Here is a 22,397-nt window from a genome sequence, read left to right on the forward strand (position 1 = left end):
CGCCTCCGTGTGCAACCCTGAACAAGCATTGACCTGTATGACAAGGCTAGCCGTTGACCGCGGCATCGTCCATTGGATGCTGCCCGATATGCAACGGGGCTCAATTCCCATTCCTGATAGGTTAATCATGACCAAGAACGCGACGTTTCGGGAAATCGAACGCAAACTGGCAGAAAGTCTGGCGCAACTTGAAGCAAAGAAAGAAGCTGAACATATATCGGAAGAACAGGCGTTCAACAATGAACTCAAGACACTGATGAAAAACTATCGCTTGTCTGCAGCGGATGTTCTGGGGATCATCCGCTCGGCCTCCTGACCGCGCCCACCGCTGCACTTTCCGCTTGACCGGCAGTTTTAGCTACGGGCATGCTCGCCCAGGCCCGTGCAACCATCGTCACAGGCCATGCTTGCGCTGGCTTGCCAGCAATTTTTCTTACTAGCGACTAAGGTTAGACCTGAGTCTGCTACTCATGCCTACGGGCATCGTCGGCAATAGCTATTGCCCCTTCCTCAGTGTGCTGCTGAGTATGACATGCAAGGAGTAACTCCATGGGAACCCAGCCCACGAATGAAACCGACCCGACTATCAAGGACAGTGAGGATGGCATTCCCGCGCCATCCGGCGACGCCAACCTGATCGATACCGATTATGTTGTGGGGCAGGATAACTTCGCCGGGAAGTTGACCATCAACCTGGATATACACAGCAAGGTCTTCCTGATCTCGGCGGGCACCATCCTGCTGTTCGTGCTATTGACCCTGGCCCTGCAGGAACAGGCCGCGGAGGTGTTTACCGGCCTGCGGGGCTGGCTGACGAGCAAAATGGCCTGGTTCTTCATCGGTGCGGCCAATATCTTCGTGGTGCTGTGCCTGGCGCTGATTGTCTCGCCCCTGGGCAAGGTCCGCATTGGCGGCAAGGACGCCACGCCGGACTACAGTTACCTGGGGTGGTTCTCGATGCTGTTCGCCGCCGGCATGGGTATCGGGTTGATGTTCTATGGGGTGGCTGAGCCGATGTCGCATTTCACCGCGGCGTTTGACGGCGTGGTAGTTGGGGCTGATGGGGTCCGTACCGATTGGGCGCCGCTTGGTGGCGCTGCCGGTAATGCGGAGGAGGCGGTACGCCTGGGTATGGCGGCGACCATCTTCCACTGGGGCCTGCACCCCTGGGCGATCTACGCCATCGTGGCCCTGTCCCTGGCGATCTTTTCCTTCAACAAGGGGCTGCCGCTGAGCGTACGCTCGATTTTCTATCCGCTGCTGGGCGAGCGCATCTGGGGCTGGCCTGGTCACGTGATCGACATTCTGGCAGTGTTCGCCACCATGTTCGGCCTGGTGACCTCGCTGGGCCTGGGCGCGCAGCAGGCTGGCGCGGGTATGGAGCACCTGTTCGGCATCCCGACCGGCAACCTGACCATGGTGTTGCTGATCATCGCCATCACCGTGGTGGCGCTATGGTCGGTGGTGGCCGGAGTCGACAAGGGTGTGCAACAGCTATCCAAGATCAACCTGCTGCTGGCGGTGGCGCTGCTGTTGTTCGTCATCGTCTTCGGTCCGACCCTGGAGATCCTCAAGGGCTTCTTCAACAACCTGGGCGCCTATATCAGCTACCTGCCAGCGCTATCCAACCCGGTGGGACGTGACGATGCCAACTTCAGCCAAGGCTGGACCGGGTTCTACTGGGCCTGGTGGATCAGTTGGTCACCCTTCGTCGGGATGTTCATCGCCCGGGTCAGTCGCGGACGCAGCGTGCGCGAGTTCCTGGCGGCGGTACTGCTGGTACCGTCCCTGGTCTCGGTGCTGTGGATGACCTCCTTCGGTGGCGTGGCCATCGACCAGGTGCTGGGTGATGGCTTTACCGGGGTGCAGGATGCGGCGCTGGAGCTGCAGCTGTTTGTCATGCTCGGCGAGCTGCCGCTGGCGGCGATTACCTCGTTCATCGGCATCGTGCTGGTGATCATGTTCTTCATCACCTCGTCCGATTCAGGCTCGCTGGTGATTGATGCCATCACTGCCGGCGGCAAGATCAACGCACCGGTGTCGCAGCGCATCTTCTGGGCGATAACCGAAGGGGTGCTAGCCATTGCGCTGTTGCTGGGTGGTGGCCTGGTGGCCCTGCAGGCCATGGCCGTGTCCACCGGCCTGCCGTTTACCCTGGTGTTGTTGGTCGGCTGTGTTGCGGTAGTGAAGGGACTGATGAGCGAGCCGCGCTAGCGGCTCAGCACCAGAAATCACCCAGGCGCTGCTGTGGCGAGAAATGCGTCGCCACCTGCGCCTGGAACAGCTCGGCGGTGCCCAGGGCATCGGTCAGGGCATGGTGCGCCTGGTACAGGGGTAGGCCGTAACGGCTGCGACTGTCGGCCAGGCGAATGGAGATCGGCTCGCGCCCCAGCAGTCGCCGCAGCCAGCCGGGCTGGCGCTGTGGATACTGGTTGGCCTCGATCTGCATGGTATCGATCATGGGAAACAGCAGGCGTTCTGCGCAGGCCTGGTGTACCGCCTGGTCAATGAAATTACGTTCGATATTGCGGTAATGAACCACCGCCACCTTGCCCGCTAGCTGGTCCACGAGGTCGTCGAGAATCTCGGCGAAGCGCGGCGCCTGCTGGATGTCCGAATGGGTGATGCGATGGAAGACCACCGACTCGGGCATCAGGTCCCCCTGCGGCCGAACCAGCTGCTGCCAAGCCTGGTTGCTGCGGATGCGCTGGAGGGTGAAGGGAATGGCGCCAATGCTCAGGATGGAGTGGCGCTTGGCGTTGAGCCCGGTTGTCTCGATATCCAGCGCCACGAATTCGACCTCGGCCAGGGGCGTATCGGCGGCTGGCCAGTCGGCTGCGTAGAAGCGCTGCAGGGCGGGCTGTGCACTGGTGGCGGCCATGCTGGCCAGGTATTCCGGCCAATCGCCCGTGCGTGGCGCAGTAGTTGGCTTCATGGCTTGCCGCCGCCGGCAGGAGGATACCGGTAACGCAGGAATTTCTGCGCATTGCTGAGGACCTGGAAGGCGTCCTTCAACCCGTGCCGCTCCGCCGCGGAGACGTTTTCCGGCTCGATATAGTTGTCGGGCTCCCGCCCTTCTTGAAGGTCCAGCGCCTGGTGGCGGATCCGCGCCAGGGACAAAAACTCCAACGCATAGCGCAATCGATCCACGGACTCGGGGGGCATCAGGCGCGTCTTGGCGATATCGTCCAGCCGGTCGACTGAGCTCTGGGCGGTGGAAGCACAGGCCAGGGCGTGAATGCGGATCAGGTCGGTCAGCGGCGCCGTTCCACGCCCCTTGATGTTGATGATGTTCTTCTGCCGACCGTCCTGCTCCATGACAAAGGTGCGGAAGAACCCCAGCGGCGGCGTGCGATTGACCGCGTTCCGTGACATCAGGGCGAGAAAGCGGGGGTTGCGGCTGGCTTTTGCCACGATCAGTTCCCGTAGCTGCTCGACGAAATCGGCCTGGCCGCTCGCCGCCTCCAGGTCAAAGAAGATGTTGCTGTTGAGCAGGGTCTCGGGATTGGGGCGCTCGATCCAGTCGCTGAAATAACTCTTCCAGACGGTCAGCGGCTGGCGCCAGCGCCGGTTGGTCGCCATGATGTCTCCCTTGCAGTATTTATAACCGCAGGCGGCCAGGCCGTCGGTGACGAAGGTGGCCAGGCGCAGGAAGTAGTCGTCATGGACGTCAGGGTCGAAGCTGTCGTCCAGAATCAGCGCGTTATCCTGATCGGTGACGATCAACTGCTCGTCCCGGGCCATGGAGCCCATCACCATGAAACAGTAGGGCACCGGCGGCGGTCCCAGCTGCGCCTCGGCCAGGTCCACCAGGCGCTGGATGAAACTGCGGCCAATGCTCGACATGGCGCTGCCGATCATATGGGCGCTGGCGTCATCCTCGACCATGCGCACGAAGGTCGCCCGGACATCCGGCACCAGGCTCTGCAGCTCGTTGACGGACTGGCGATTGAAGATGGCATTGACCAGATACAGACTGCTCTGGGATTGATAGCGGATCACATCCGCGAGGTTGATCAGCCCCACCGGCCGACGCCGATGGAGAATCGGCAGGTGGTGGACGTTATGCCGCAGCATGGACTGGATCGCCTCGAACACCGATGCGCTGGACTGCAGGGTAACCGGGTCCGCGGACATGATGTGGTGCAAGGGTGTTTCCGGCGGCAGGGCCTCGGATACCACACGGGTACGAAAATCCCGGTCGGTGATGATGCCGACCACCCGCTGCTGCTGGGGATCGTCCGCAGCCGGCTCGGTAACCAGCAGGGCAGACACACTGTTGTCGGTCATCACGCTGGCGGCCTGGTGAATGCTCGATAAAGCATTGAGCATGACGGGCGGCCGACTGATCAACTTGTTGACGCGTGCCTTCATCAGTTCGTTGGCACGCCCCTGGGCCGCCACCGCCGAGCGCAGCCGGCCCGATCCTTCGGTATCCATGAAGTCGGCGAAGCTGTCGAAGTTATCGCTCAACTGCTCGAATACCGCGACCGGGATGAAGTAGATCAGCGTGTCTTCCAGCGCCCGGGCCGGAAAGCGCACCCGACCGCCGCGGCGCAGGCTGGCCTGGCCGAAAATATCTCCTTCCCCCAGTCGATTGAACAGCTCGCCGTTGCGGCGGAATACTTCCACCGCGCCGCTGCGAATGTAATGCAGGTCGGCGATGTCATCGCCAGGCTCCAGGATCGAGGTGCCAGCCTTGTAATAGCGCACCTGCACCTGGCTGGCGGTCTCGTCCAGCGTCTCTTCCGGCAATTCGTCGAAGGGGGCAAAACGGCTGAGGTGGTCGCGTATCTCGATCAGTTCAACTTGCATGGTGGCTTCCTGGGTGGCCCTGGCGACAGTGTAATGCCTGGGGCGACGGACTGCTGCTGTACCCGCCGTCGTGGGGCATGGTCACCATTACCGCTGTCCGCGTTCGGGAAGCATCAGGGAGGCTGTGCGACCAGGCATGCCGGTCGCACAGCGATCCAGGGCTTATTCGCCCCGGGGTGTCAGCTTCAGCAGCGCACCTTCCCCTTCCCGGGTACCGTCCTCCAGCAGCCAGATGGCGCCGTCCGGACCCTGCTCGACTTCACGGATACGTTTCTGCAGCTCAAGCCGTTCCGCTTCGCGGGCGGTATCACCATCGAACTCCACCCGCACCACGGATTGGGACGACATACCGCCAATGAAGCCATCCCCCTGCCAGTCCGGGAACATCTCGCCGTTATAGATGATGAAGCCTGCCGGCGAGATCACGGGCGTCCAGGTGATCGCCGGGGCGTTGAATTCGGGACGGGTGTCGTGATCGGGGATGGGCGTATCGTCATAATGGTTGCCGTTGGAGACCAGGGGGTAGCCATAGTTGGCGCCTTTCTCGATCAGATTGAGTTCGTCACCGTCCTTTGGCCCCATTTCATGGGCCCACAGCTTGCCGTCGGCGTCAAAGGCCATACCCAGGATGTTGCGGTGGCCAAGGGACCAGACCTGGGCCGCCACTTCGCCTTGATCGGTAAAGGGATTGTCTTCGGGGATGCTGCCATCATCATGCAGGCGGGCGATCTTGCCCAGGTTGCTGTTCATGTCCTGGGCAGGATCAAACTCCTGCCGTTCGCTGGAGCTGATCCACAGCATGCCATCGCGATCAAAGACCAGGCGATGGCCGTAATGCCCGTTGCCGGACATCTTCGGCGTCTGCCGCCAGATCACTTGTAAGTCCTCCAGCGTACCGCCTTGCTCATTCAACACCAGGCGGGCCCGGGCTACCGCCGCCCCGGAGCCGCCATCGCCGGCCTCGGCATAGCTGAGGTAGATTTGCTGGTTGGAATCGAACTGCGGATGCAGCACCACATCGCCCAATCCGCCCTGTCCGGCGTGCGCTACCTCAGGCACACCGTCGACCGTTGTCTTGGCATCTTCCCTGGCGTCATAGATCTGCAGAGTGCCGCCCATCTCGGTTACCAGCAACCGGCCATCCGGCAGGAAGGTCATGGCCCAGGGATCATCGAAGCGGGTCAATTCGGTCACGGAGAAGGGCGCGCTGGCATCGGCGTCTTCTGGTTCGGCCTGGTTTGCTTCGGGCGGGGCGGGCACCGGGTCGGCGTTGGCTTCAACAGACTCGGCCAGCTCAGCCTGGGACTCGTTGGTGGCCGGCGCTGTTTGCGCCTGATCCTCCCGATCCGCTGAATTGTCGCATGCCGTCAGCACACCGAGGGTTGCGAGAAAAATCAATGAGTGGCGGAAAGGGATCATGACTGCTCCTTGTATCAATGGGAATGACGCTACCCCTAACTGCGTGGCGCCCACTAGGGTTGGTTGTGATAACTCAATATAGGACGCGACTCGCGTTTGGCAACCCGGCCGCCGGCCGCCTGCGTTGTGGCGGTGGTGGGGCTGATCTATGCTCCATCTGGATAACGGGGGCAGCGGAGCAGGATATGGACTGGCGGGGCAGGCGGCAAAGCAGCAATATCGAGGACCGGCGGGGACAGCCGCTGCGGGCCGGGGGCGGTGGACTGTTGCTGCTGCTCCTGCGCATTCTGCCCTGGCTGCTACGCACCCGCGCTGGGCGCGTTGTGCTCGCCGTGGGGGTGGTGGGGTTCTTTGGCGCGCGCATGCTCGGCATCGACCTGCTGCAACTGACCGGCCCTACGCCCTCGCAGACTGCCAGCCTGTCCGCCGAGGAGCAGCAACTGGCCGAATTTGTCTCCGTGGTGCTGGCCGATACGGAACAGACCTGGCAGCGGGTCTTCACTGAATATGGCGAACGTTACGAGGAGCCCGTACTGGTGCTATTCAGCCAGCGGGTAGCCTCGGCGTGCGGCTCGGCCAGCGCCGCCGTCGGTCCGTTCTATTGTCCGGCGGATCGCAAGGTCTATCTCGACCTGAGCTTTTTCCAGGATCTGGAGCGCCAGCTCGGCGCCCCAGGCGATTTCGCCCAGGCCTATGTGGTCGCCCATGAAGTCGGGCACCATATCCAGACTCTGCTGGGCATCAGCCAGGAGGTGCGCGCCACCAGCCGGGGCAAATCCGCCGCCGTGGTCAATGCCCTGTCGGTGCGCCAGGAGCTGCAAGCTGACTGCCTGGCCGGCGTCTGGGGCCACGCCGCGCACAACTACAGCCAGCTGTTGGAGCCGGGTGATCTGGAGGAAGCCCTGCAGGCCGCCGCTGCCATCGGCGACGACCGCTTGCAAAAGCGCAGCGGTGGTGAGGTAGTGCCCGACAGCTTCACCCACGGCACCTCCGCCCAGCGCGTGGCATGGTTCAAGCGCGGGTTCGAGAGCGGGGATATGGGGCAATGCGATACGTTTTCGGCGCAGCTTTGAGGCTGGGTAAGCTAAGGGGGAAAGATCGAGCCGTTTTCCGGACAAAGAAAAAGCCCCAGCTGAGCTCAGCTGGGGCTTCGTTTTTGGTGGAGCCGGGGGGATTTGAACCCCCGTCCGCCAGTCCGCCACTATCGGTTCTACATGCTTAGCCATCTCTACTTAGTTAACTCCGCGCCGCCCGAGTGGCAGGGTGCTTGGAGCGAGCTGTATAAGTTTTAGCCGTTACGTCTACAGCAAACTTGGCGGCGATCCTGTTCTATATGACAGCCAGATCTTCGGGTTTACAGGCATCCCCTAGAGGCTGCTAGCGGCGCTTAGGCTGCTAGGGCGTAGTTGTCGTCGTTGGCAACTATTAGTTTGCAACAGTGGATTTACGAGTTCTGTTACCAACTCGGCATGCCCCTCAAGCTTTGTAACCGTCGTCGAATCCTGATCGGCCCCAAAACCTTGGTGCTTGTTACATCAGACGCCATTCTACGCCATAGGTTCGCTAGCGTATAGCGGAGATACCTTTGGCAACAATTTGGCTCAGCGGTTGTTCTCGCGGACCAGGCGCTGTTTCTCTCTGTCCCAGTCGCGGTTCTTCTCGGTCTCGCGCTTGTCGTAGTCCTTCTTGCCCTTGACCAGCGCGATCTCGCATTTGACCAGATGCTTCTTCCAGTACAGCGCCATGGGCACACAGCTGTAGCCCTTCTGCTCGACGCCGGCAATGATCTTGTCCAGCTCCTTGCTGTGCAGCAGCAGCTTGCGGGTGCGGGTCGGGTCGGCGATGACATGGGTGCTGGCGGTCAGCAGCGGGGTGATATGCGCACCGAAGAGGTAGGCTTCTCCATCCTTCAGCAGTACGTAGCTGTCCACCAGTTGCGCCTTGCCGGCGCGCAAGCTTTTCACTTCCCAGCCGGACAGGGCGATACCGGCTTCGAAGCGCTGCTCGACGAAGTATTCGTGTTTGGCCCGTTTGTTCAGCGCGATGGTGCCGCCGTTGGCCTGGGGTTTCTTTTGCTTGCTCATAGGCGGCGTATTATAGGGGCTGGGACTGGCTTCGGCTATCTCTGATGGTGGCGGGGCAGCGACATTTGCACTGAGGGTGATGGCTGGCCGGCGGTTGTGGGAGCGGATTGAGCCAATCGCGCCTGTTCCCGGTGCCCTGTTCGCTGGTAGGCTATATTTTGCCCTAGGGGTGAAGATGATATTTCCAAACCGAACTGTTCAAGTGAATAACCTATGACGACGCACATCAAGCGTTCGGCCCTGTTGCCGTTTCCGGCGGAGCGCCTGTTCGATCTGGTCAACCGGGTCGAGCATTATCCTGAATTCCTGCCCTGGTGCACCAAGGCCGAAGTTTTGAGCGAGACCGACGATGCCATGCAGGCGCGCCTGACGGTGGGCAAGGCGGGGTTGCACCAGTCCTTTACCACGACCAATCAGCTGGTGCCGGGTGAGCGCATCGAGATGCGTCTGGAGGACGGGCCCTTTACCGAGCTCAACGGTATCTGGACCTTCCAGGCACTGAACGAACAAGCCTGCAAGATCACCCTGGATCTGCAATTCAACTATTCTGGCGCCCTGGTTCGCGCGACCCTGGGGCCGTTGTTCAACCATGCGGCCAATACCATGGTCGAGGCGTTTTCCAAGCGTGCGCAGGAGCTCTACGGGTGAGTGATCCGGCCATCACGGTGGAGGTGGCCTATGCGTTGCCGGACCAGCAACGCATCATCCGGCTGACCGTGCCGGAGGGCACCACGGCGCTTGAGGCGGCGCGGTTGTCCGGGTTGGCCGAGCATTTTCCGGGACTGGATGTGGAGCAATGCGCCATGGGCGTGTTCGGCAAGCTGGTGCCCAAGCCGGCGGAGCGGGTACTGAGTGATAACGAGCGGGTAGAACTCTATCGGCCGCTGATCGCCGACCCCAAGGAGGTCCGCAAGCAGCGGGCCGCTCGAGCCAAGGAAGCTGGCAAAGCGGAATGAGGCGCTAGCGGACGGTGCGATACCGTCCGCTTGACTTACTCGCCAGTACCCAGCGGGGCGCCGAGGTCAATCGGGTAGCTGGTTGCTGCCGGGTCCTCGGCAGGACTGTCACCACCCATGATCGCTTCATCGCGGCTGGTGCCGGGGACAAAGTCGCCCGCCAGGCCGACCAGCAAATCGTTCTCGAATACCAGGCTGATGCGCTCTTGCTCCCGGGGGTTATGCCCGGCCTGCATGCTGTAGAGGTAATCCCAGCGGTTGGGCGCGAAGGTATCCTGCACCAGGGGAGTACCCATGATGAAGCGGACCTGCCGCTGGGTCATGCCCGGACGCAACTGGTCCACCATCTCCTGGGTAACGACATTGCCCTGCTGGACATCGATCTTGTACACACCGGGAAAACCGCAGCCGGTAAGACCTGCGCCCGCAGCGCAGAACAAGAGGATACAAATGACACGGTTCAGACTATTTGGCATCGCGTGGTAACATCCACTATCGAAAGTTGGCTGAATGGCCCTGAATCATACCCGACTGATTCGGTGCTGCGAAGCGTTGAGAGAGAATCTGACCATGGTTGAAAATCACGAACTCCGCAAGGCAGGGCTTAAGGTGACCCTGCCGCGCGTCAAGATCCTGCAGATGCTGGACAATACCGAAGACCGCCACATGAGCGCCGAGGACGTATACAAGGCGCTGATGGAGGCGGGGGAAGACGTTGGGTTGGCCACCGTCTATCGGGTTCTCACCCAGTTCGAGACCGCCGGTCTGGTGGTGCGTCACAACTTCGATGGTGGCCATGCCGTATTCGAACTCGCCGACGGTGAACATCACGACCACATGGTCTGTGTGGACACCGGCGAAGTAATCGAGTTTTTCGATGCCGAGATCGAGCGCCGCCAGAAGGAAATCGTCAAGGAACACGGTTACGAGATGGTGGATCACAATCTCGTGCTCTATGTGAAAAAGAAAGACTGACGTGACAGCTGGTCAGGCGTCGCCTGACCAGCCAGGCTGACGGGCAAGCCGTCAGCCGCTTATGGCCGATTGCCCGCCAGCTGCTTGCGGGCATGGGCCAGAGACTCCTCGGTAAGATCCACCCCGCCCAGCATCCTCGCCACCTCGTGCACGCGCCCTTCCTGATCCAGACGGTCGATACAGGTGCGGGTCGAATCGCGCTTCTGTTCCTTGCGTACGAACAGGTGCTGATGCCCCTGGGCAGCCACCTGCGGCAGGTGGGTCACGGTCAGGACCTGGCCGCGTTCACCCAGTTGGCGCAGCAGCTTGCCGACAATTTCCGCCGTCGGTCCGCCAATGCCCACATCCACTTCATCGAACACCAGCGTCGGTACCCGCGAGGTCTGGGCGGTGATGACCTGGATGCCCAGGCTGATGCGCGACAGTTCCCCGCCCGACGCGACCTTGGCCAGCGGCTTGGCCGGCTGGCCGGGGTTGGCACTGACCAGGAACTCCACGTTCTCCAGACCCTGCAGGGGATACTGTTCTGGCTTCAGCGGATGCAGTTCGACCTGGACCTGGCCGCCGGGCATGCCCAACTGCTGGATTTCCCCGGTCACCGCCTTGGCCAGGCGGGTCGCTGCCTTGCGGCGAGTGTCCGACAGGCGGCTGGCGAGGGTCTGGAAATGTTCGCGGTAGGCGGTGAGTTCCTCGGCCAGCCGCTCGCGGTCAGCGTCCTGTTGCTGGATGCTTTCCAGTTCATCGATCAGCCGCTGTTGCAGGGCGGGCAGCTCATCTGTGTTGATCCTGTGCTTGCGGGCCAGGTCATGGATCACGCCCAGGCGTTCTTCCACCTGTTGCTGGCGTTGCGGGTCCGCTTCGAAGTGATCCAGGTAGCGGGTCAGTTCGCCGACGGCTTCCTCTACCTGGATCTGCGCTCCGGACAGTAGGTTATGGGCTTCATCCAGGCTGCGGCTGTGTTCCTTGAGTCCACCCAGGCGGTTGAGGCTGGAGGTCAGCGCCTGCAGTACGCTGCCGCTGTCGTTTTCGCTGCACAGATTGATGATCTGCTGGCAGGAGTGCATGATCAGCTCGGCGTTGGCCAGTTGGCGCTGTTCGGCCTCCAGTTGCTCGAGCTCCCCCTCCTGGAGGCTGAGATTGTCCAGTTCTTCGAGTTGATAGCTGAGCAGCTGGATGCGGGCATTCTGCTCGTCGTTGATCTCGCTGGCCTGCTGCAATGCCTGCTCGGTCTGGCGGCAGCGCTGGGCGGCCAGGTGGACCTGGCGGGCCAGGTCGCCAGCACCGGCGTATTCGTCGAGCAACCGGCGATGGGTGTCGGTTTTCAGCAGGGATTGGTGCTCGTGCTGGCTGTGGATGTCGATCAGCATCTCGCCCAGGGCCTTGAGATGCTGCTGCGGGCAGGGGCTGCCATTGATGTAGGCGCGGGAGCGGCCTTCGGCGGTGACCACCCGGCGCAGGATGACCTGCGAGTCATCGCTGGTCAGGTCGCGCTCGGCGAGCCATTGGGCGGCTTCGGGAATGTCGCGGATATCGAAGGTGGCGAGAATATCGGCCTTATCGGCGCCCGGCCGGACGGCGCCGCTATCAGCACGATCGCCCAGCGTCAGGGCCAGGGCATCGAGCATGATGGACTTGCCCGCGCCGGTTTCGCCGGTAATCACGGTCATGCCCCGGTCCAGCTCCAGCTCGAGATGATCGACAATTGCGTAGTTGTTCACCGCCAGATGCACCAGCATGGCGTCGCTCCCCGAAGGTTGTTGTTCTGGTTATTTATACAGTAGTCGGATATTGCTGTTCAAGCCCCGATCATCATCCGGAAAAAACGCCCCTTGAACCTGCAGAGGCAGTCCCCATATAGGGTTGCAGTGAAGCTCAATCCGGCCTGAGGCCGTGTCGCCTTATTTTGTCAGACAGGAGATATACATGGTGGACGAACCGAAGCAGGATCTGCAGGACGAGGAGTCCATGATCGATCAGGAGCAGAGCACTGTTGCCGTGGAGGAGGATCTGGTTGCCCGGATCGCCAGCCTGGAAGAACAGCTGGCGACAGCACAGGACCAGGTTCTGCGTGCCGCTGCCGATGTGCAGAACGCCCGTCGTCGCGCCGAACAGGAAGTGGAAAAGGCGCACAAGTTTGCGCTGGAACGGTTTGCCAATGACCTGCTGGCGGTAGTAGACAGTCTCGAGCGTGGCCTGGAGCTGTCCAGTGAGGAAGACCCAGCCATCAAGCCGATGCGCGATGGCATGGAACTGACGCTCAAGCTGTTCAGCGATACGCTGGCGCGCCATCAGATCGTGGCGGTCGACCCCCACGGCGAACCCTTCAATCCCGAACTGCACCAGGCAATGACCATGGAAGAGCGCGACAATGTCGAGCCCAACACGGTCATCAAGGTCTTCCAGAAGGGTTATACCCTGAGCGGCCGACTGCTGCGTCCGGCCATGGTGGTCGTGAGCAAGGCAGGTGCCGGTGGCACCTCCGGCTCGATCAACGAGAAGGCTTGAAAAAGATTTTGGCTGACCCCATCTAGGGCTCATACACAGATGACATCGGGCCGTTGACCAAACGCGCGGCCAGCATATTCGGAGACACAGCACATGGGTAAAATTATCGGTATCGACCTGGGGACCACCAACTCCTGCGTCGCGGTCATGGAAAATGGCGTGGCCAAGGTGATCGAGAACGCTGAGGGTGGTCGTACCACGCCGTCGATCGTTGCTTACACCAATGACGGGGAAACCCTGGTCGGCCAGTCCGCCAAGCGGCAGTCGGTCACCAACCCCCAGAACACCCTGAACGCCGTCAAGCGTCTGATCGGTCGCCGGTTCGACGAAGACGTCGTGCAGAAGGACATCAAGCTGGTGCCCTACAAGATCATCAAGGCTGACAACGGTGATGCCTGGGTCGAAGCCAAGGGCGAGAAAATGGCGCCGCCGCAGATTTCTGCGGAAGTGTTGAAGAAGATGAAGAAGACCGCCGAGGACTACCTGGGCGAGACCGTCACCGAGGCGGTGATCACCGTACCGGCGTACTTCAACGACAGCCAGCGCCAGGCCACCAAGGACGCCGGCCGCATCGCTGGTCTGGACGTCAAGCGGATCATCAACGAGCCGACCGCGGCCGCACTGGCCTATGGCATGGACAAGGCCCGTGGCGACTCCACCGTCGTGGTCTATGACCTGGGCGGCGGTACCTTTGACGTATCCGTGATCGAAATTGCCGAAGTGGATGGCGAGCACCAGTTCGAAGTGCTGGCCACCAACGGGGACACCTTCCTCGGCGGGGAAGACTTCGACATGCGCCTGATCGACTATCTGGCCGATGAGTTCAAAAAAGAGAACGGCGTTGACCTGCATAACGATCCGCTGGCGCTGCAGCGCCTGAAGGAAGCGGCCGAGAAAGCCAAGATCGAGCTGTCCTCCAGCCAGCAGACCGATGTCAACCTGCCGTACATCACTGCTGACGCCACTGGGCCCAAGCACCTGCAGGTCAAGGTGACCCGCGCCAAGCTGGAGTCGCTGGTCGAAGAACTGGTCAAGCGTAGCATCGAGCCTTGCCGCGTCGCCATGAAGGACGCCGGTCTGGATGTATCCGACATCAACGAAGTGATCCTGGTCGGTGGTCAGACCCGTATGCCGCTGGTGCAGAAGACCGTTGCCGAGTTCTTCGGCAAGGAGCCGCGCAAGGACGTCAACCCGGATGAAGCGGTTGCCGTTGGTGCTGCGATCCAGGGTGCGGTACTGGCCGGTGACGTGAAGGACGTACTGCTGCTGGACGTATCCCCGCTGTCGCTGGGTATCGAAACCATGGGCGGTGTGATGACCACGCTGATCGAGAAGAACACCACCATCCCGACCAAGAAGTCGCAGGTGTTCTCGACCGCGGACGACAACCAGACTGCCGTGACCATTCACGTGTTGCAGGGTGAGCGCAAGCAGGCGGCACAGAACAAATCCCTGGGTCGTTTCGACCTGGCCGATATTCCGCCGGCGCCCCGTGGCGTACCGCAGATCGAGGTCAGCTTCGACATCGATGCCAACGGTATCCTCAACGTGTCCGCCAAGGACAAGGCCACTGGTAAGCAGCAGTCGATCATCATCAAGGCCTCTTCCGGTCTGAGTGATGAGGAAATCGAACAGATGGTGCGTGACGCCGAGGCCAATGCCGAGGAAGACCGCAAGTTCGAGGAGCTGGTCACCGTGCGCAACCAGGGCGATCAACTGGTCCACGCTACCCGCAAGACCCTGACCGAGGCGGGCGACAAGGCCACCGAGGAAGAGAAGACCGCCATCCAGAAGGCGCTGAGCGAACTGGAAGAAGCGATCAAGGGTGACGACAAGGCGCTGATCGAGGCGAAGATCAATGCACTGTCCGAGGCCTCCGGTCCCATGGTGCAGAAGATGTACGCCGAGCAGGCCCAATCGGCCCAGGCTGATGGCCAGGCGGCGGACGCCGGCGATGCCAATGGTGATGACGTGGTCGATGCCGAGTTCGAAGAGGTCAAGGACAACAACAAGTAGTCCTTGCGTGACCGGGCGTCGGGCCTTGCCTGAGGCCCGGTACACAACGCGGCAGGGCAACGCGGGAGCTATTCCCGCGTTGCTGTTTGTGCCGTAAGGCTTTCTAAAGGAAACAGGATATATGGCCAAGCGTGACTATTATGAAGTGCTGGGCGTGGAGCGCGGCGCCAGTGAAGCCGAGCTGAAAAAGGCCTATCGCCGGCTGGCAATGAAATATCACCCGGACCGCAATCCGGATGACAAGGATGCCGAAGAGAAATTCAAGGAGGCCAACGAGGCCTACGAAGTACTCACCGACGCCAGCAAGCGAGCCGCCTACGACCAGTACGGCCACGCCGGGGTCGACCCGAATATGGGTGCCGGGGCCGGCGGCTTTGGTGGCGGCAACTTCTCCGATATCTTCGGTGATGTCTTCGGCGATATCTTCGGTGGCGGCGGTGGTCGCGGCCGTTCCAGCGTGCAGCGCGGCAGTGATCTGCGTTACACCCTGGAGCTGGACCTGGAGGAGGCCGTGCGCGGCACCTCGGTTACCATCCGGGTTCCCACCCTGGTGGGCTGCAAGACCTGCGATGGCAGCGGCGCCAAGAAGGGCACTAGCCCGGTGACCTGTACCACCTGTGGCGGCCATGGCCAGGTGCGCATGCAGCAGGGCTTTTTCTCGGTGCAGCAGACCTGTCCCCGTTGCCACGGCACCGGCCAGATGATCAGCGATCCCTGCCGGGATTGCCACGGACAGGGCCGGGTGGAAGAGCACAAGACCCTGTCGGTCAAGGTGCCGGCGGGCGTTGATACCGGCGACCGCATCCGGTTGGCTGGCGAAGGCGAGGCGGGCGTCAATGGCGGGCCATCGGGCGATCTGTATGTGGTGGTCTCGGTGCGCGAGCACAAGATCTTCCAGCGTGATGGCAAGAATCTGTATTGCGAAGTGCCAATCAGTTTTGCCGATGCGGCCCTGGGTGGCGAGCTGGAAGTGCCGACGCTGGATGGTCGGGTCAAGCTGAAGATTCCTGAAGGCACCCAGACCGGTAAGCTGTTCCGCCTGCGCGGCAAGGGTGTAGTGCCGGTGCGTGGTGGTTCGGCGGGCGATCTGCTCTGCCGCGTGGTGGTCGAGACGCCGGTCAACCTGACCAAGCGCCAGCGCGAGCTGCTGGACGAGCTGCGTGATACGCTGCAGGCCGAAGGCAGCAATCAGTCGCCGCGAGCCAAGAGCTGGTTCGAAGGTGTGAAGAATTTTTTTGAAGACATGAAGTTCTGATCGGGGCAAGCATGAGAAGAATAGCGGTAATCGGCGCAGCCGGGCGGATGGGCAAGACGTTGATCGAGGCCATCCAGCAAGCAGAGGGAGCCAGTCTGGCTGCCGCCATCGAGCGGCCCCAGAGCAGCCTGGTCGGTGCCGATGCCGGCGAACTGGCCGGGGTCGGCAAGCTCGGCGTGCAGGTTGTCGGTGAGCTGGAGCAGGTGCTGGACGATTTCGATGTGCTCATCGATTTCACCCATCCCACCAGCACCCTGGTCAACCTGGATATCTGCCGCGCGGCGGGCAAGGCCATGGTGATCGGTACGACCGGCTTTGGGGAAGACGAAAAGCAGCGCATCGCCGACGCGGCGCAAAGCATCCCGGTGGTATTCGCGCCCAACTTCAGCGTTGGCGTCAACCTGACCCTGAAACTGCTGGATATGGCGGCCCGGGTCATGGGTGATGAGGCGGATATCGAGATCATCGAAGCGCACCACCGGCACAAGGTAGATGCCCCCTCGGGTACCGCGCTGCGTATGGGTGACGTGGTTGCCGATGCCCTGGGCCGCAACCTGCAGGAAGTGGCCGTCTACGGCCGCGAAGGGCAGACCGGCGCGCGGGATCGCAATACCATCGGCTTCGCCACGATACGCGCCGGCGATGTAGTCGGCGACCACACCGTACTGTTTGCTACCGAGGGCGAGCGGGTGGAGATTACCCACAAGGCCTCCAGCCGCATGACCTTTGCCAAGGGCGCGGTACGCTCGGCCATCTGGGTGGCTCAGCACAACAGCGGTCTGTACGATATGCAGGATGTACTGGCGCTGCGCGACTGAGCGTTCAGGTAGACAAAACCCGGCTGCGCGCCGGGTTTTTTGTGGGCGCTCGTCAGCCGGCCTGCTTTTGCAGGGCCTGCTCCCGGGCCAGGGCGTTGAGGGTTTCGGTGTTGCGCTGCAGATAGAAGGCAGCGATGGTCGGTACCCAGTCGGACCGGTGGTTGAGCAGGCGTGGCTGGATGAAGCTGTACTGCTTGTCCAGGTTCTCCAGCGTCCCGGTCTGCTCGGGCAGCATGGTTTTCAGGGTCTGGGCGCGCTGGACGATGCTGGCGTCAATGGTCTGGAATACCGTTTCGCCCGGTTCGATGAAGTAGATGCCGATCGAGCTGAACATGCTGTTCTGGTACAGCAGCAGAATCTGGCTGGTTTCCAGGCTCTGCTGGTGCAGCGCATGCAGCTGCTCGCTGATGGTGCTGGCCAGGGTGGAATACTGGGCAGCAGCGGCCTTATCCAGTGCGCCGTGGGCCATCATGATGCGGTTGACCGTGGCCAGGTGGTAATGGGCTTGGTCTTCGCTGGCCGGCTGGTTTTCCAGCTCCCGGATCAGGCTGACAAAATTATTGAAGGGCGTGCGCAGGTCGCTGGGGTTATCCATCAGGCGCAGCAGCTTTTCCATCTTGCCCAGTGCGTCATTATAGGCTTCCCGGTGGCCGGGCTCGCGTACCCGCTCGAACAGGTTGTTGTCGATCAGCAGGTAGGTGGCGGCACGGTAGCCTTCGCTACGCAGTTCGTGAATATTCTGCGCCAGTTGAGTGTCGGTATCGGCGGGCGCCCGGACGGCGAAGCCGAGCAATACCAGAACCAGAAAGTATTTCAGGTAGGTTTTCATGCTGAAGTCCCTGTTTTTGTTGTTGATCCTGACCCGGTAGCGGCTGGCGCGTACCGGCAGAACTTCCCGTGCTCCTTGGCCGGGAATCCCTCCCTGCAGTTTTAGCATGTTCATCGCGATTATGAAACAGAGTGTTAACGCGGTCCTTCTGGCGGCCGGACGGGGGATGGTCGGTGTGGATATTTATCGCTCAAACCGGTAAGCTATCGCGCTAATCAGTCTATATCAGCGCGTATCTGACCAATGCCTATGCAGTGGAATGAAGTGGCAAACACATCATTCCCGCTTTTGTGCAGCCCGCGTTTGGCAAAAACGTGTCAGTCATTCGGAGGTTTTCTTGTCCAAGCCCGCCATTCTCGCTCTCGCCGACGGTAGTATTTTCCACGGTGAGGCCATCGGCGCCGACGGTCACAGTGTCGGTGAGGTCGTGTTCAATACAGCCATGACCGGCTATCAGGAGATTCTCACCGATCCCTCCTATGCACGTCAGATCGTCACACTGACCTATCCCCATATCGGCAATACCGGCACCACGCCGGAAGATGCCGAGTCCTGGAAGGTCTGGTCCGCGGGCCTGGTTATTCGCGACCTGCCGCTGGTGGCCAGCAACTGGCGCAACAAGCAATCGCTGCCGGATTACCTCAAGGAAAACGGTACCGTGGCGATCGCCGGTGTGGATACCCGTCGCCTGACCCGTATCCTGCGGGAGAAGGGCGCGCAGAATGGTTGCATCATGGCGGGCGCGGATGCGACTGAAGAGAAGGCGCTGGAGTTGGCGCGCAGCTTTCCCGGTTTGAAGGGGATGGACCTGGCTAAAGAAGTCAGCGTCAAGCAAGCCTACGAGTGGCGGTCCGGTCCGTGGGAGCTGGCGACCGATAGCCACCCGGACGTCGACGCCGCTGATCTGCCCTACCATGTGGTGGTCTTCGATTACGGCGTCAAGTACAACATTCTGCGGATGCTGGTCGGTCGTGGGTGCCGCTTGACGGTAGTGCCGGCGCAAACCACGGCGGCGGAAGTGCTGGCGCTGAATCCCGATGGCGTGGTGCTGGCCAATGGTCCCGGCGATCCGGCGCCTTGTGACTACGCAATCAAGGCCATCCAGGAGCTGCTGGAAACCGATACGCCGATTCTGGGCATCTGCCTGGGGCATCAGTTGCTGGCCCTGGCCTCCGGTGCACGTACGGTGAAAATGCCCAGCGGTCACCATGGTGCCAACCACCCGGTGCAGGACCTGCGCACCGGGGCGGTCATGATCACCAGTCAGAATCACGGCTTCGCCGTGGACGAGGACAGTCTGCCGGCCAATGTTCGTGCGACCTACAAATCCCTGTTTGATGGCACGTTGCAGGGTATCGAGCGCACCGACAAGGATGCTTTCAGCTTCCAGGGGCACCCTGAGGCCAGCCCCGGCCCGGGCGATGTCGCGCCGCTGTTCGAGCGTTTTATCGCAGCCATGAAAAAGCGCGCCTGAGTCGCCGGTCTATCTCCAAGGATTAATTGCACACTATGCCAAAACGTACTGATATCAAGAGTATCCTGATCCTCGGCGCCGGTCCCATCGTGATCGGCCAGGCCTGCGAGTTCGACTACTCCGGCGCCCAGGCCTGCAAGGCGCTGCGCGAGGAAGGTTTCCGGGTGATCCTGGTGAACTCCAACCCGGCGACCATCATGACCGATCCGGCCATGGCCGACGCCACCTACATCGAGCCGATCAAGTGGCAGACGGTGGCGCGGATCATCGAGAAGGAGCGCCCCGACGCGCTGCTGCCGACCATGGGTGGCCAGACTGCGCTGAACTGCGCGCTGGACCTGGAAAAGCACGGCGTCCTGGAAAAGTTCGGCGTCGAGATGATCGGCGCCAATGCCGATACCATCGACAAAGCCGAAGACCGCTCGCGCTTCGACAAGGCCATGCGTGACATCGGCCTGGAGTGCCCGCGCTCGGGTATCGCCCATAACATGGACGAAGCCTACGGCGTGCTCGACCAGGTTGGCTTCCCCTGCATCATCCGTCCGTCCTTCACCATGGGCGGCACCGGTGGCGGCATTGCCTACAACCGGGAAGAATTCGAGGAAATCTGCAACCGCGGTCTGGACCTGTCGCCGACCAAGGAGCTGCTGATCGACGAATCGCTGATCGGCTGGAAGGAATACGAGATGGAGGTGGTCCGCGACAAGAAGGACAACTGCATCATCGTCTGCTCGATCGAGAACTTCGATCCCATGGGTGTGCATACCGGTGACTCCATCACCGTGGCCCCGGCCCAGACCCTGACCGACAAGGAATACCAGATCATGCGCAACGCCTCGCTGGCGGTGCTGCGTGAAATCGGTGTGGAAACCGGGGGCTCCAACGTACAGTTCGGTATCAACCCGGTCGATGGCCGCATGGTGGTCATCGAAATGAACCCGCGGGTGTCCCGTTCCTCGGCGCTGGCCTCCAAGGCCACCGGCTTCCCGATCGCCAAGATCGCGGCCAAGCTGGCGGTGGGTTACAGCCTGGATGAGCTCTCCAACGACATCACCGGCGGTCGCACGCCGGCGTCCTTCGAGCCGTCGATCGACTACGTGGTAACCAAGATCCCGCGTTTCGCTTTCGAGAAATTCCCCAACGCCGACGCGCGCCTGACCACCCAGATGAAGTCCGTGGGTGAAGTCATGGCCATTGGTCGCACCTTCCAGGAATCCCTGCAGAAGGCTCTGCGCGGGCTGGAAGTCGGCTCCTGTGGTTTCGACCCGCAGCTGGAGCTGAGCGACAGCGATGCTGCCACCACCTTGACCCGTGAGCTGACCGTGCCGGGCGCCGAGCGCATCTGGTATATCGGTGACGCCTTCCGTGCCGGCATGAGCGTCGAGCGGATCTTCGAGCTGACCAAGATCGATCCCTGGTTCCTGGTGCAGATCGAGGATCTGATCAAGGACGAGGAGCGCGTCAGCAAGCTGGGGCTGGCCGATCTCGACAAGAACCTGATGTTCCGCCTCAAGCGCAAGGGTTTTTCCGATACCCGCCTGGCCCAGTTGCTGGGGGTAAGCGAGAAGAACCTGCGTTCGCAGCGGCACAAGCTCGGTGTGTTCCCGGTCTACAAGCGGGTTGATACCTGCGCCGCCGAGTTCGCCACCGACACTGCCTACATGTACTCGACCTATGAGGAAGAGTGCGAGGCCAATCCGTCCGGCCGCGACAAGATCATGGTATTGGGCGGTGGCCCGAACCGTATCGGCCAGGGCATCGAGTTTGACTACTGCTGTGTGCATGCGGCGCTGGCCATGCGTGAAGACGGCTACGAGACCATCATGGTCAACTGCAACCCGGAAACCGTCTCCACCGACTACGACACCTCCGATCGCCTGTATTTCGAGCCGGTCACCCTGGAAGACGTACTGGAAATCGTCCGCGTCGAACAGCCCAAGGGCGTGATCGTCCAGTACGGTGGCCAGACCCCGCTGAAACTGGCCCGCGCCCTGGAAGAGGCTGGCGTGCCGATCATTGGCACCAGTCCGGAAGCCATTGACCGCGCCGAAGACCGCGAGCGCTTCCAGCAGATGGTCGAGCGCCTGAACCTGCGTCAGCCACCGAACGCTACCGTGCGCAGCGAAGACGAAGCCATCACCGCCGCGAACAAGATCGGTTATCCGCTGGTGGTGCGCCCCTCCTATGTGCTGGGTGGCCGGGCCATGGAGATCGTCTACCAGGAGGAAGAGCTCAAGCGTTACCTGCGTGACGCGGTGAAAGTCTCCAACGACAGCCCGGTGCTGCTGGACCACTTCCTCAACTGCGCTATCGAGATCGACGTGGACGCGGTGTCCGACGGTACCGACGTGGTTATCGGCGCCATCATGCAGCACATTGAGCAGGCTGGCATCCACTCCGGAGACTCGGCGTGCTCGCTGCCGCCCTATTCGCTGTCTGCGGAAGTGCAGGATCAGATGCGCGATCAGGTCAAGCGCATGGCGCTGGAGTTGGGCGTGGTCGGTCTGATGAACGTGCAGCTGGCGTTGCAGGGCGACACCATCTACGTGATCGAGGTGAACCCGCGGGCTTCGCGTACCGTGCCCTTTGTCTCCAAGTGCATCGGCCGTTCCCTGGCGCAGATTGCCGCCCGCGTCATGGCTGGCAAGACGCTCAAGGAGCTGGGCTTTACCGAGGAAGTGATTCCGCCTTTCTTCGCAGTGAAGGAAGCGGTATTCCCCTTCGCCAAGTTCCCGGGCGTCGACCCCATTCTCGGGCCGGAAATGAAGTCCACCGGCGAGGTGATGGGCGTGGGCGACAGCTTCGCCGAAGCCTTCGCCAAATCCCAGCTGGGCGCCAGCGAAGTGCTGCCGACCTCGGGCACCGTGTTCATCAGTGTGCGTGAGGACGACAAGCCGTTCGTGGCCGACATGGCCGGCGAACTGGTCGAGCTGGGTTTCGAGATCGTGGCCACCGCGGGTACGGCCAAGATCATCGAGGCCGCCGGTCTGCCGGTGCGCCGGGTGAACAAGGTGACTGAAGGGCGGCCGCATATCGTCGACATGATCAAGAACGACGAGATCCGGCTGGTGATCAATACCACCGAGGGCCGCCAGTCCATCGCCGACTCCTATTCCATTCGTCGCAACGCGCTGCAGCACAAGGTGTACTCCACCACCACCCTGGCCGGCGGCCAGGCCGTCTGCATGGCATTGAAGTTCGGTCCTGAGCGCGCAGTGCGCCGCCTGCAGGACCTGCACGAGGGAGTTTGA

Annotated in this window: 17 protein-coding genes, 1 other RNA gene and 2 pseudogenes; 12 read left to right on the forward strand and 8 right to left on the reverse strand. The window is 61.6% G+C overall.

Translation table 11 applies throughout. From position 1 onward, the window contains the following. Positions 1-37: 37 nt before the first annotated feature. Positions 38-316 (forward strand): hypothetical protein, encoded by a 279-nt coding sequence (locus tag VG99_RS15020; protein WP_044501254.1) that lies wholly within the window; start codon positions 38-40, stop codon positions 314-316. A gap of 233 nt (positions 317-549) precedes the next feature. Next, complete coding sequence (locus VG99_RS15025) at positions 550-2,214, forward strand: BCCT family transporter (RefSeq protein WP_044501255.1); 1,665 nt, start codon at positions 550-552, stop codon at positions 2,212-2,214. A gap of 4 nt (positions 2,215-2,218) precedes the next feature. Here the strand turns inward: VG99_RS15025 and VG99_RS15030 are convergent, their stop codons facing one another. The 3 genes from VG99_RS15030 to VG99_RS15040 form a co-directional block, all read right to left on the reverse strand. Further along, positions 2,219-2,935 (reverse strand): 3'-5' exonuclease, encoded by a 717-nt coding sequence (locus tag VG99_RS15030; protein ID WP_044501256.1) that lies wholly within the window; start codon positions 2,933-2,935, stop codon positions 2,219-2,221. Then, positions 2,932-4,815: a DUF294 nucleotidyltransferase-like domain-containing protein gene (locus VG99_RS15035; RefSeq protein WP_044501257.1), complete on the reverse strand. Its 1,884-nt coding sequence runs from the start codon at positions 4,813-4,815 to the stop codon at positions 2,932-2,934. Before VG99_RS15035 ends, VG99_RS15030 begins: the two co-directional genes overlap by 4 nt. 162 nt (positions 4,816-4,977) lie before the next feature. Next, entirely contained in the window at positions 4,978-6,234 is a 1,257-nt protein-coding gene (locus VG99_RS15040) for a PQQ-dependent sugar dehydrogenase (protein WP_076939771.1), read from the reverse strand. Between the two features lie 185 nt (positions 6,235-6,419). Between VG99_RS15040 and ypfJ the strand changes: the two genes are divergently transcribed. After that, positions 6,420-7,307, forward strand: a complete 888-nt coding sequence (ypfJ, locus tag VG99_RS15045) for a KPN_02809 family neutral zinc metallopeptidase (RefSeq protein ID WP_044501258.1) — start codon at positions 6,420-6,422, stop codon at positions 7,305-7,307. Positions 7,308-7,391: 84 nt separating this feature from the next. Here ypfJ and ssrA read toward each other — a convergent pair. Both ssrA and smpB read right to left on the reverse strand, forming a co-directional pair. Next, positions 7,392-7,748, reverse strand: a transfer-messenger RNA (tmRNA) gene (gene ssrA / locus VG99_RS15855). A gap of 87 nt (positions 7,749-7,835) precedes the next feature. Further along, complete coding sequence (smpB, locus tag VG99_RS15050) at positions 7,836-8,318, reverse strand: SsrA-binding protein SmpB (RefSeq protein WP_044501259.1); 483 nt, start codon at positions 8,316-8,318, stop codon at positions 7,836-7,838. A 213-nt stretch (positions 8,319-8,531) separates the two neighbouring features. Between smpB and VG99_RS15055 the strand changes: the two genes are divergently transcribed. Together VG99_RS15055 and VG99_RS15060 are read left to right on the forward strand one after the other, a co-directional pair. Then, positions 8,532-8,966, forward strand: a complete 435-nt coding sequence (locus VG99_RS15055) for a type II toxin-antitoxin system RatA family toxin (RefSeq protein WP_044501260.1) — start codon at positions 8,532-8,534, stop codon at positions 8,964-8,966. Beyond that, entirely contained in the window at positions 8,963-9,274 is a 312-nt protein-coding gene (locus tag VG99_RS15060; protein WP_044501261.1) for an RnfH family protein, read from the forward strand. Before VG99_RS15055 ends, VG99_RS15060 begins: the two co-directional genes overlap by 4 nt. Positions 9,275-9,345: 71 nt before the next feature. Here the strand turns inward: VG99_RS15060 and VG99_RS15065 are convergent. Further along, a pseudogene (locus VG99_RS15065) lies at positions 9,346-9,750 on the reverse strand (outer membrane protein assembly factor BamE); the annotation flags it as partial. Between the two features lie 94 nt (positions 9,751-9,844). On the opposite strand from VG99_RS15065, the gene fur reads away from it, so the two are divergent. Beyond that, entirely contained in the window at positions 9,845-10,249 is a 405-nt protein-coding gene (gene fur / locus VG99_RS15070; RefSeq protein WP_044501262.1) for a ferric iron uptake transcriptional regulator, read from the forward strand. Positions 10,250-10,308: 59 nt separating this feature from the next. On the opposite strand, the gene recN is transcribed toward fur, so the two are convergent. After that, complete coding sequence (gene recN / locus VG99_RS15075; RefSeq protein WP_044501263.1) at positions 10,309-11,985, reverse strand: DNA repair protein RecN; 1,677 nt, start codon at positions 11,983-11,985, stop codon at positions 10,309-10,311. A gap of 187 nt (positions 11,986-12,172) precedes the next feature. On the opposite strand from recN, the gene grpE reads away from it, so the two are divergent. The 4 genes and pseudogenes from grpE (at position 12,173) to dapB (ending at position 16,843) form a co-directional block, all read left to right on the forward strand. After that, positions 12,173-12,754, forward strand: a complete 582-nt coding sequence (gene grpE, locus VG99_RS15080; RefSeq protein ID WP_044501264.1) for a nucleotide exchange factor GrpE — start codon at positions 12,173-12,175, stop codon at positions 12,752-12,754. A gap of 84 nt (positions 12,755-12,838) precedes the next feature. Next, positions 12,839-14,770 (forward strand): annotated as a pseudogene (dnaK, locus tag VG99_RS15085) (molecular chaperone DnaK); the annotation flags it as partial. A gap of 121 nt (positions 14,771-14,891) precedes the next feature. Continuing rightward, a complete protein-coding gene (dnaJ, locus tag VG99_RS15090; RefSeq protein ID WP_044501266.1) occupies positions 14,892-16,025 on the forward strand; it encodes a molecular chaperone DnaJ in 1,134 nt (377 codons plus the stop codon). Between the two features lie 11 nt (positions 16,026-16,036). Continuing rightward, positions 16,037-16,843: a 4-hydroxy-tetrahydrodipicolinate reductase gene (gene dapB, locus VG99_RS15095; protein WP_044501267.1), complete on the forward strand. Its 807-nt coding sequence runs from the start codon at positions 16,037-16,039 to the stop codon at positions 16,841-16,843. Positions 16,844-16,895: 52 nt separating this feature from the next. Here the strand turns inward: dapB and VG99_RS15100 are convergent, their stop codons facing one another. Continuing rightward, positions 16,896-17,672, reverse strand: a complete 777-nt coding sequence (locus VG99_RS15100; RefSeq protein ID WP_044501268.1) for a hypothetical protein — start codon at positions 17,670-17,672, stop codon at positions 16,896-16,898. A 337-nt stretch (positions 17,673-18,009) separates the two neighbouring features. On the opposite strand from VG99_RS15100, the gene carA reads away from it, so the two are divergent. Both carA and carB read left to right on the forward strand, forming a co-directional pair. Further along, positions 18,010-19,146 carry a glutamine-hydrolyzing carbamoyl-phosphate synthase small subunit gene (carA, locus tag VG99_RS15105; protein ID WP_044501269.1) on the forward strand — a complete coding sequence of 379 codons (1,137 nt, stop codon included), beginning with the start codon at positions 18,010-18,012 and terminating at the stop codon, positions 19,144-19,146. Between the two features lie 35 nt (positions 19,147-19,181). Continuing rightward, entirely contained in the window at positions 19,182-22,397 is a 3,216-nt protein-coding gene (gene carB, locus VG99_RS15110; protein ID WP_044501270.1) for a carbamoyl-phosphate synthase large subunit, read from the forward strand.

The sequence above is a fragment of the Pseudomonas saudimassiliensis genome (assembly GCF_000939975.1).
In the GTDB taxonomy this organism is placed as follows: domain Bacteria; phylum Pseudomonadota; class Gammaproteobacteria; order Pseudomonadales; family Pseudomonadaceae; genus Halopseudomonas; species Halopseudomonas saudimassiliensis.

Bases quoted from the DNA above. Each gene is read 5' to 3' on its own strand.
- VG99_RS15020 (WP_044501254.1), top strand. From the start codon at position 38: ATGACAAGGCTAGCCGTTGACCGCGGCATCGTCCATTGGATGCTGCCC.
- VG99_RS15025 (WP_044501255.1), top strand. From the start codon at position 550: ATGGGAACCCAGCCCACGAATGAAACCGACCCGACTATCAAGGACAGT.
- VG99_RS15030 (WP_044501256.1), bottom strand. From the start codon at position 2,935: ATGAAGCCAACTACTGCGCCACGCACGGGCGATTGGCCGGAATACCTG.
- VG99_RS15035 (WP_044501257.1), bottom strand. From the start codon at position 4,815: ATGCAAGTTGAACTGATCGAGATACGCGACCACCTCAGCCGTTTTGCC.
- VG99_RS15040 (WP_076939771.1), bottom strand. From the start codon at position 6,234: ATGATCCCTTTCCGCCACTCATTGATTTTTCTCGCAACCCTCGGTGTG.
- ypfJ (WP_044501258.1), top strand. From the start codon at position 6,420: ATGGACTGGCGGGGCAGGCGGCAAAGCAGCAATATCGAGGACCGGCGG.
- smpB (WP_044501259.1), bottom strand. From the start codon at position 8,318: ATGAGCAAGCAAAAGAAACCCCAGGCCAACGGCGGCACCATCGCGCTG.
- VG99_RS15055 (WP_044501260.1), top strand. From the start codon at position 8,532: ATGACGACGCACATCAAGCGTTCGGCCCTGTTGCCGTTTCCGGCGGAG.
- fur (WP_044501262.1), top strand. From the start codon at position 9,845: ATGGTTGAAAATCACGAACTCCGCAAGGCAGGGCTTAAGGTGACCCTG.
- recN (WP_044501263.1), bottom strand. From the start codon at position 11,985: ATGCTGGTGCATCTGGCGGTGAACAACTACGCAATTGTCGATCATCTC.
- grpE (WP_044501264.1), top strand. From the start codon at position 12,173: ATGGTGGACGAACCGAAGCAGGATCTGCAGGACGAGGAGTCCATGATC.
- dnaJ (WP_044501266.1), top strand. From the start codon at position 14,892: ATGGCCAAGCGTGACTATTATGAAGTGCTGGGCGTGGAGCGCGGCGCC.
- dapB (WP_044501267.1), top strand. From the start codon at position 16,037: ATGAGAAGAATAGCGGTAATCGGCGCAGCCGGGCGGATGGGCAAGACG.
- VG99_RS15100 (WP_044501268.1), bottom strand. From the start codon at position 17,672: ATGAAAACCTACCTGAAATACTTTCTGGTTCTGGTATTGCTCGGCTTC.
- carB (WP_044501270.1), top strand. From the start codon at position 19,182: ATGCCAAAACGTACTGATATCAAGAGTATCCTGATCCTCGGCGCCGGT.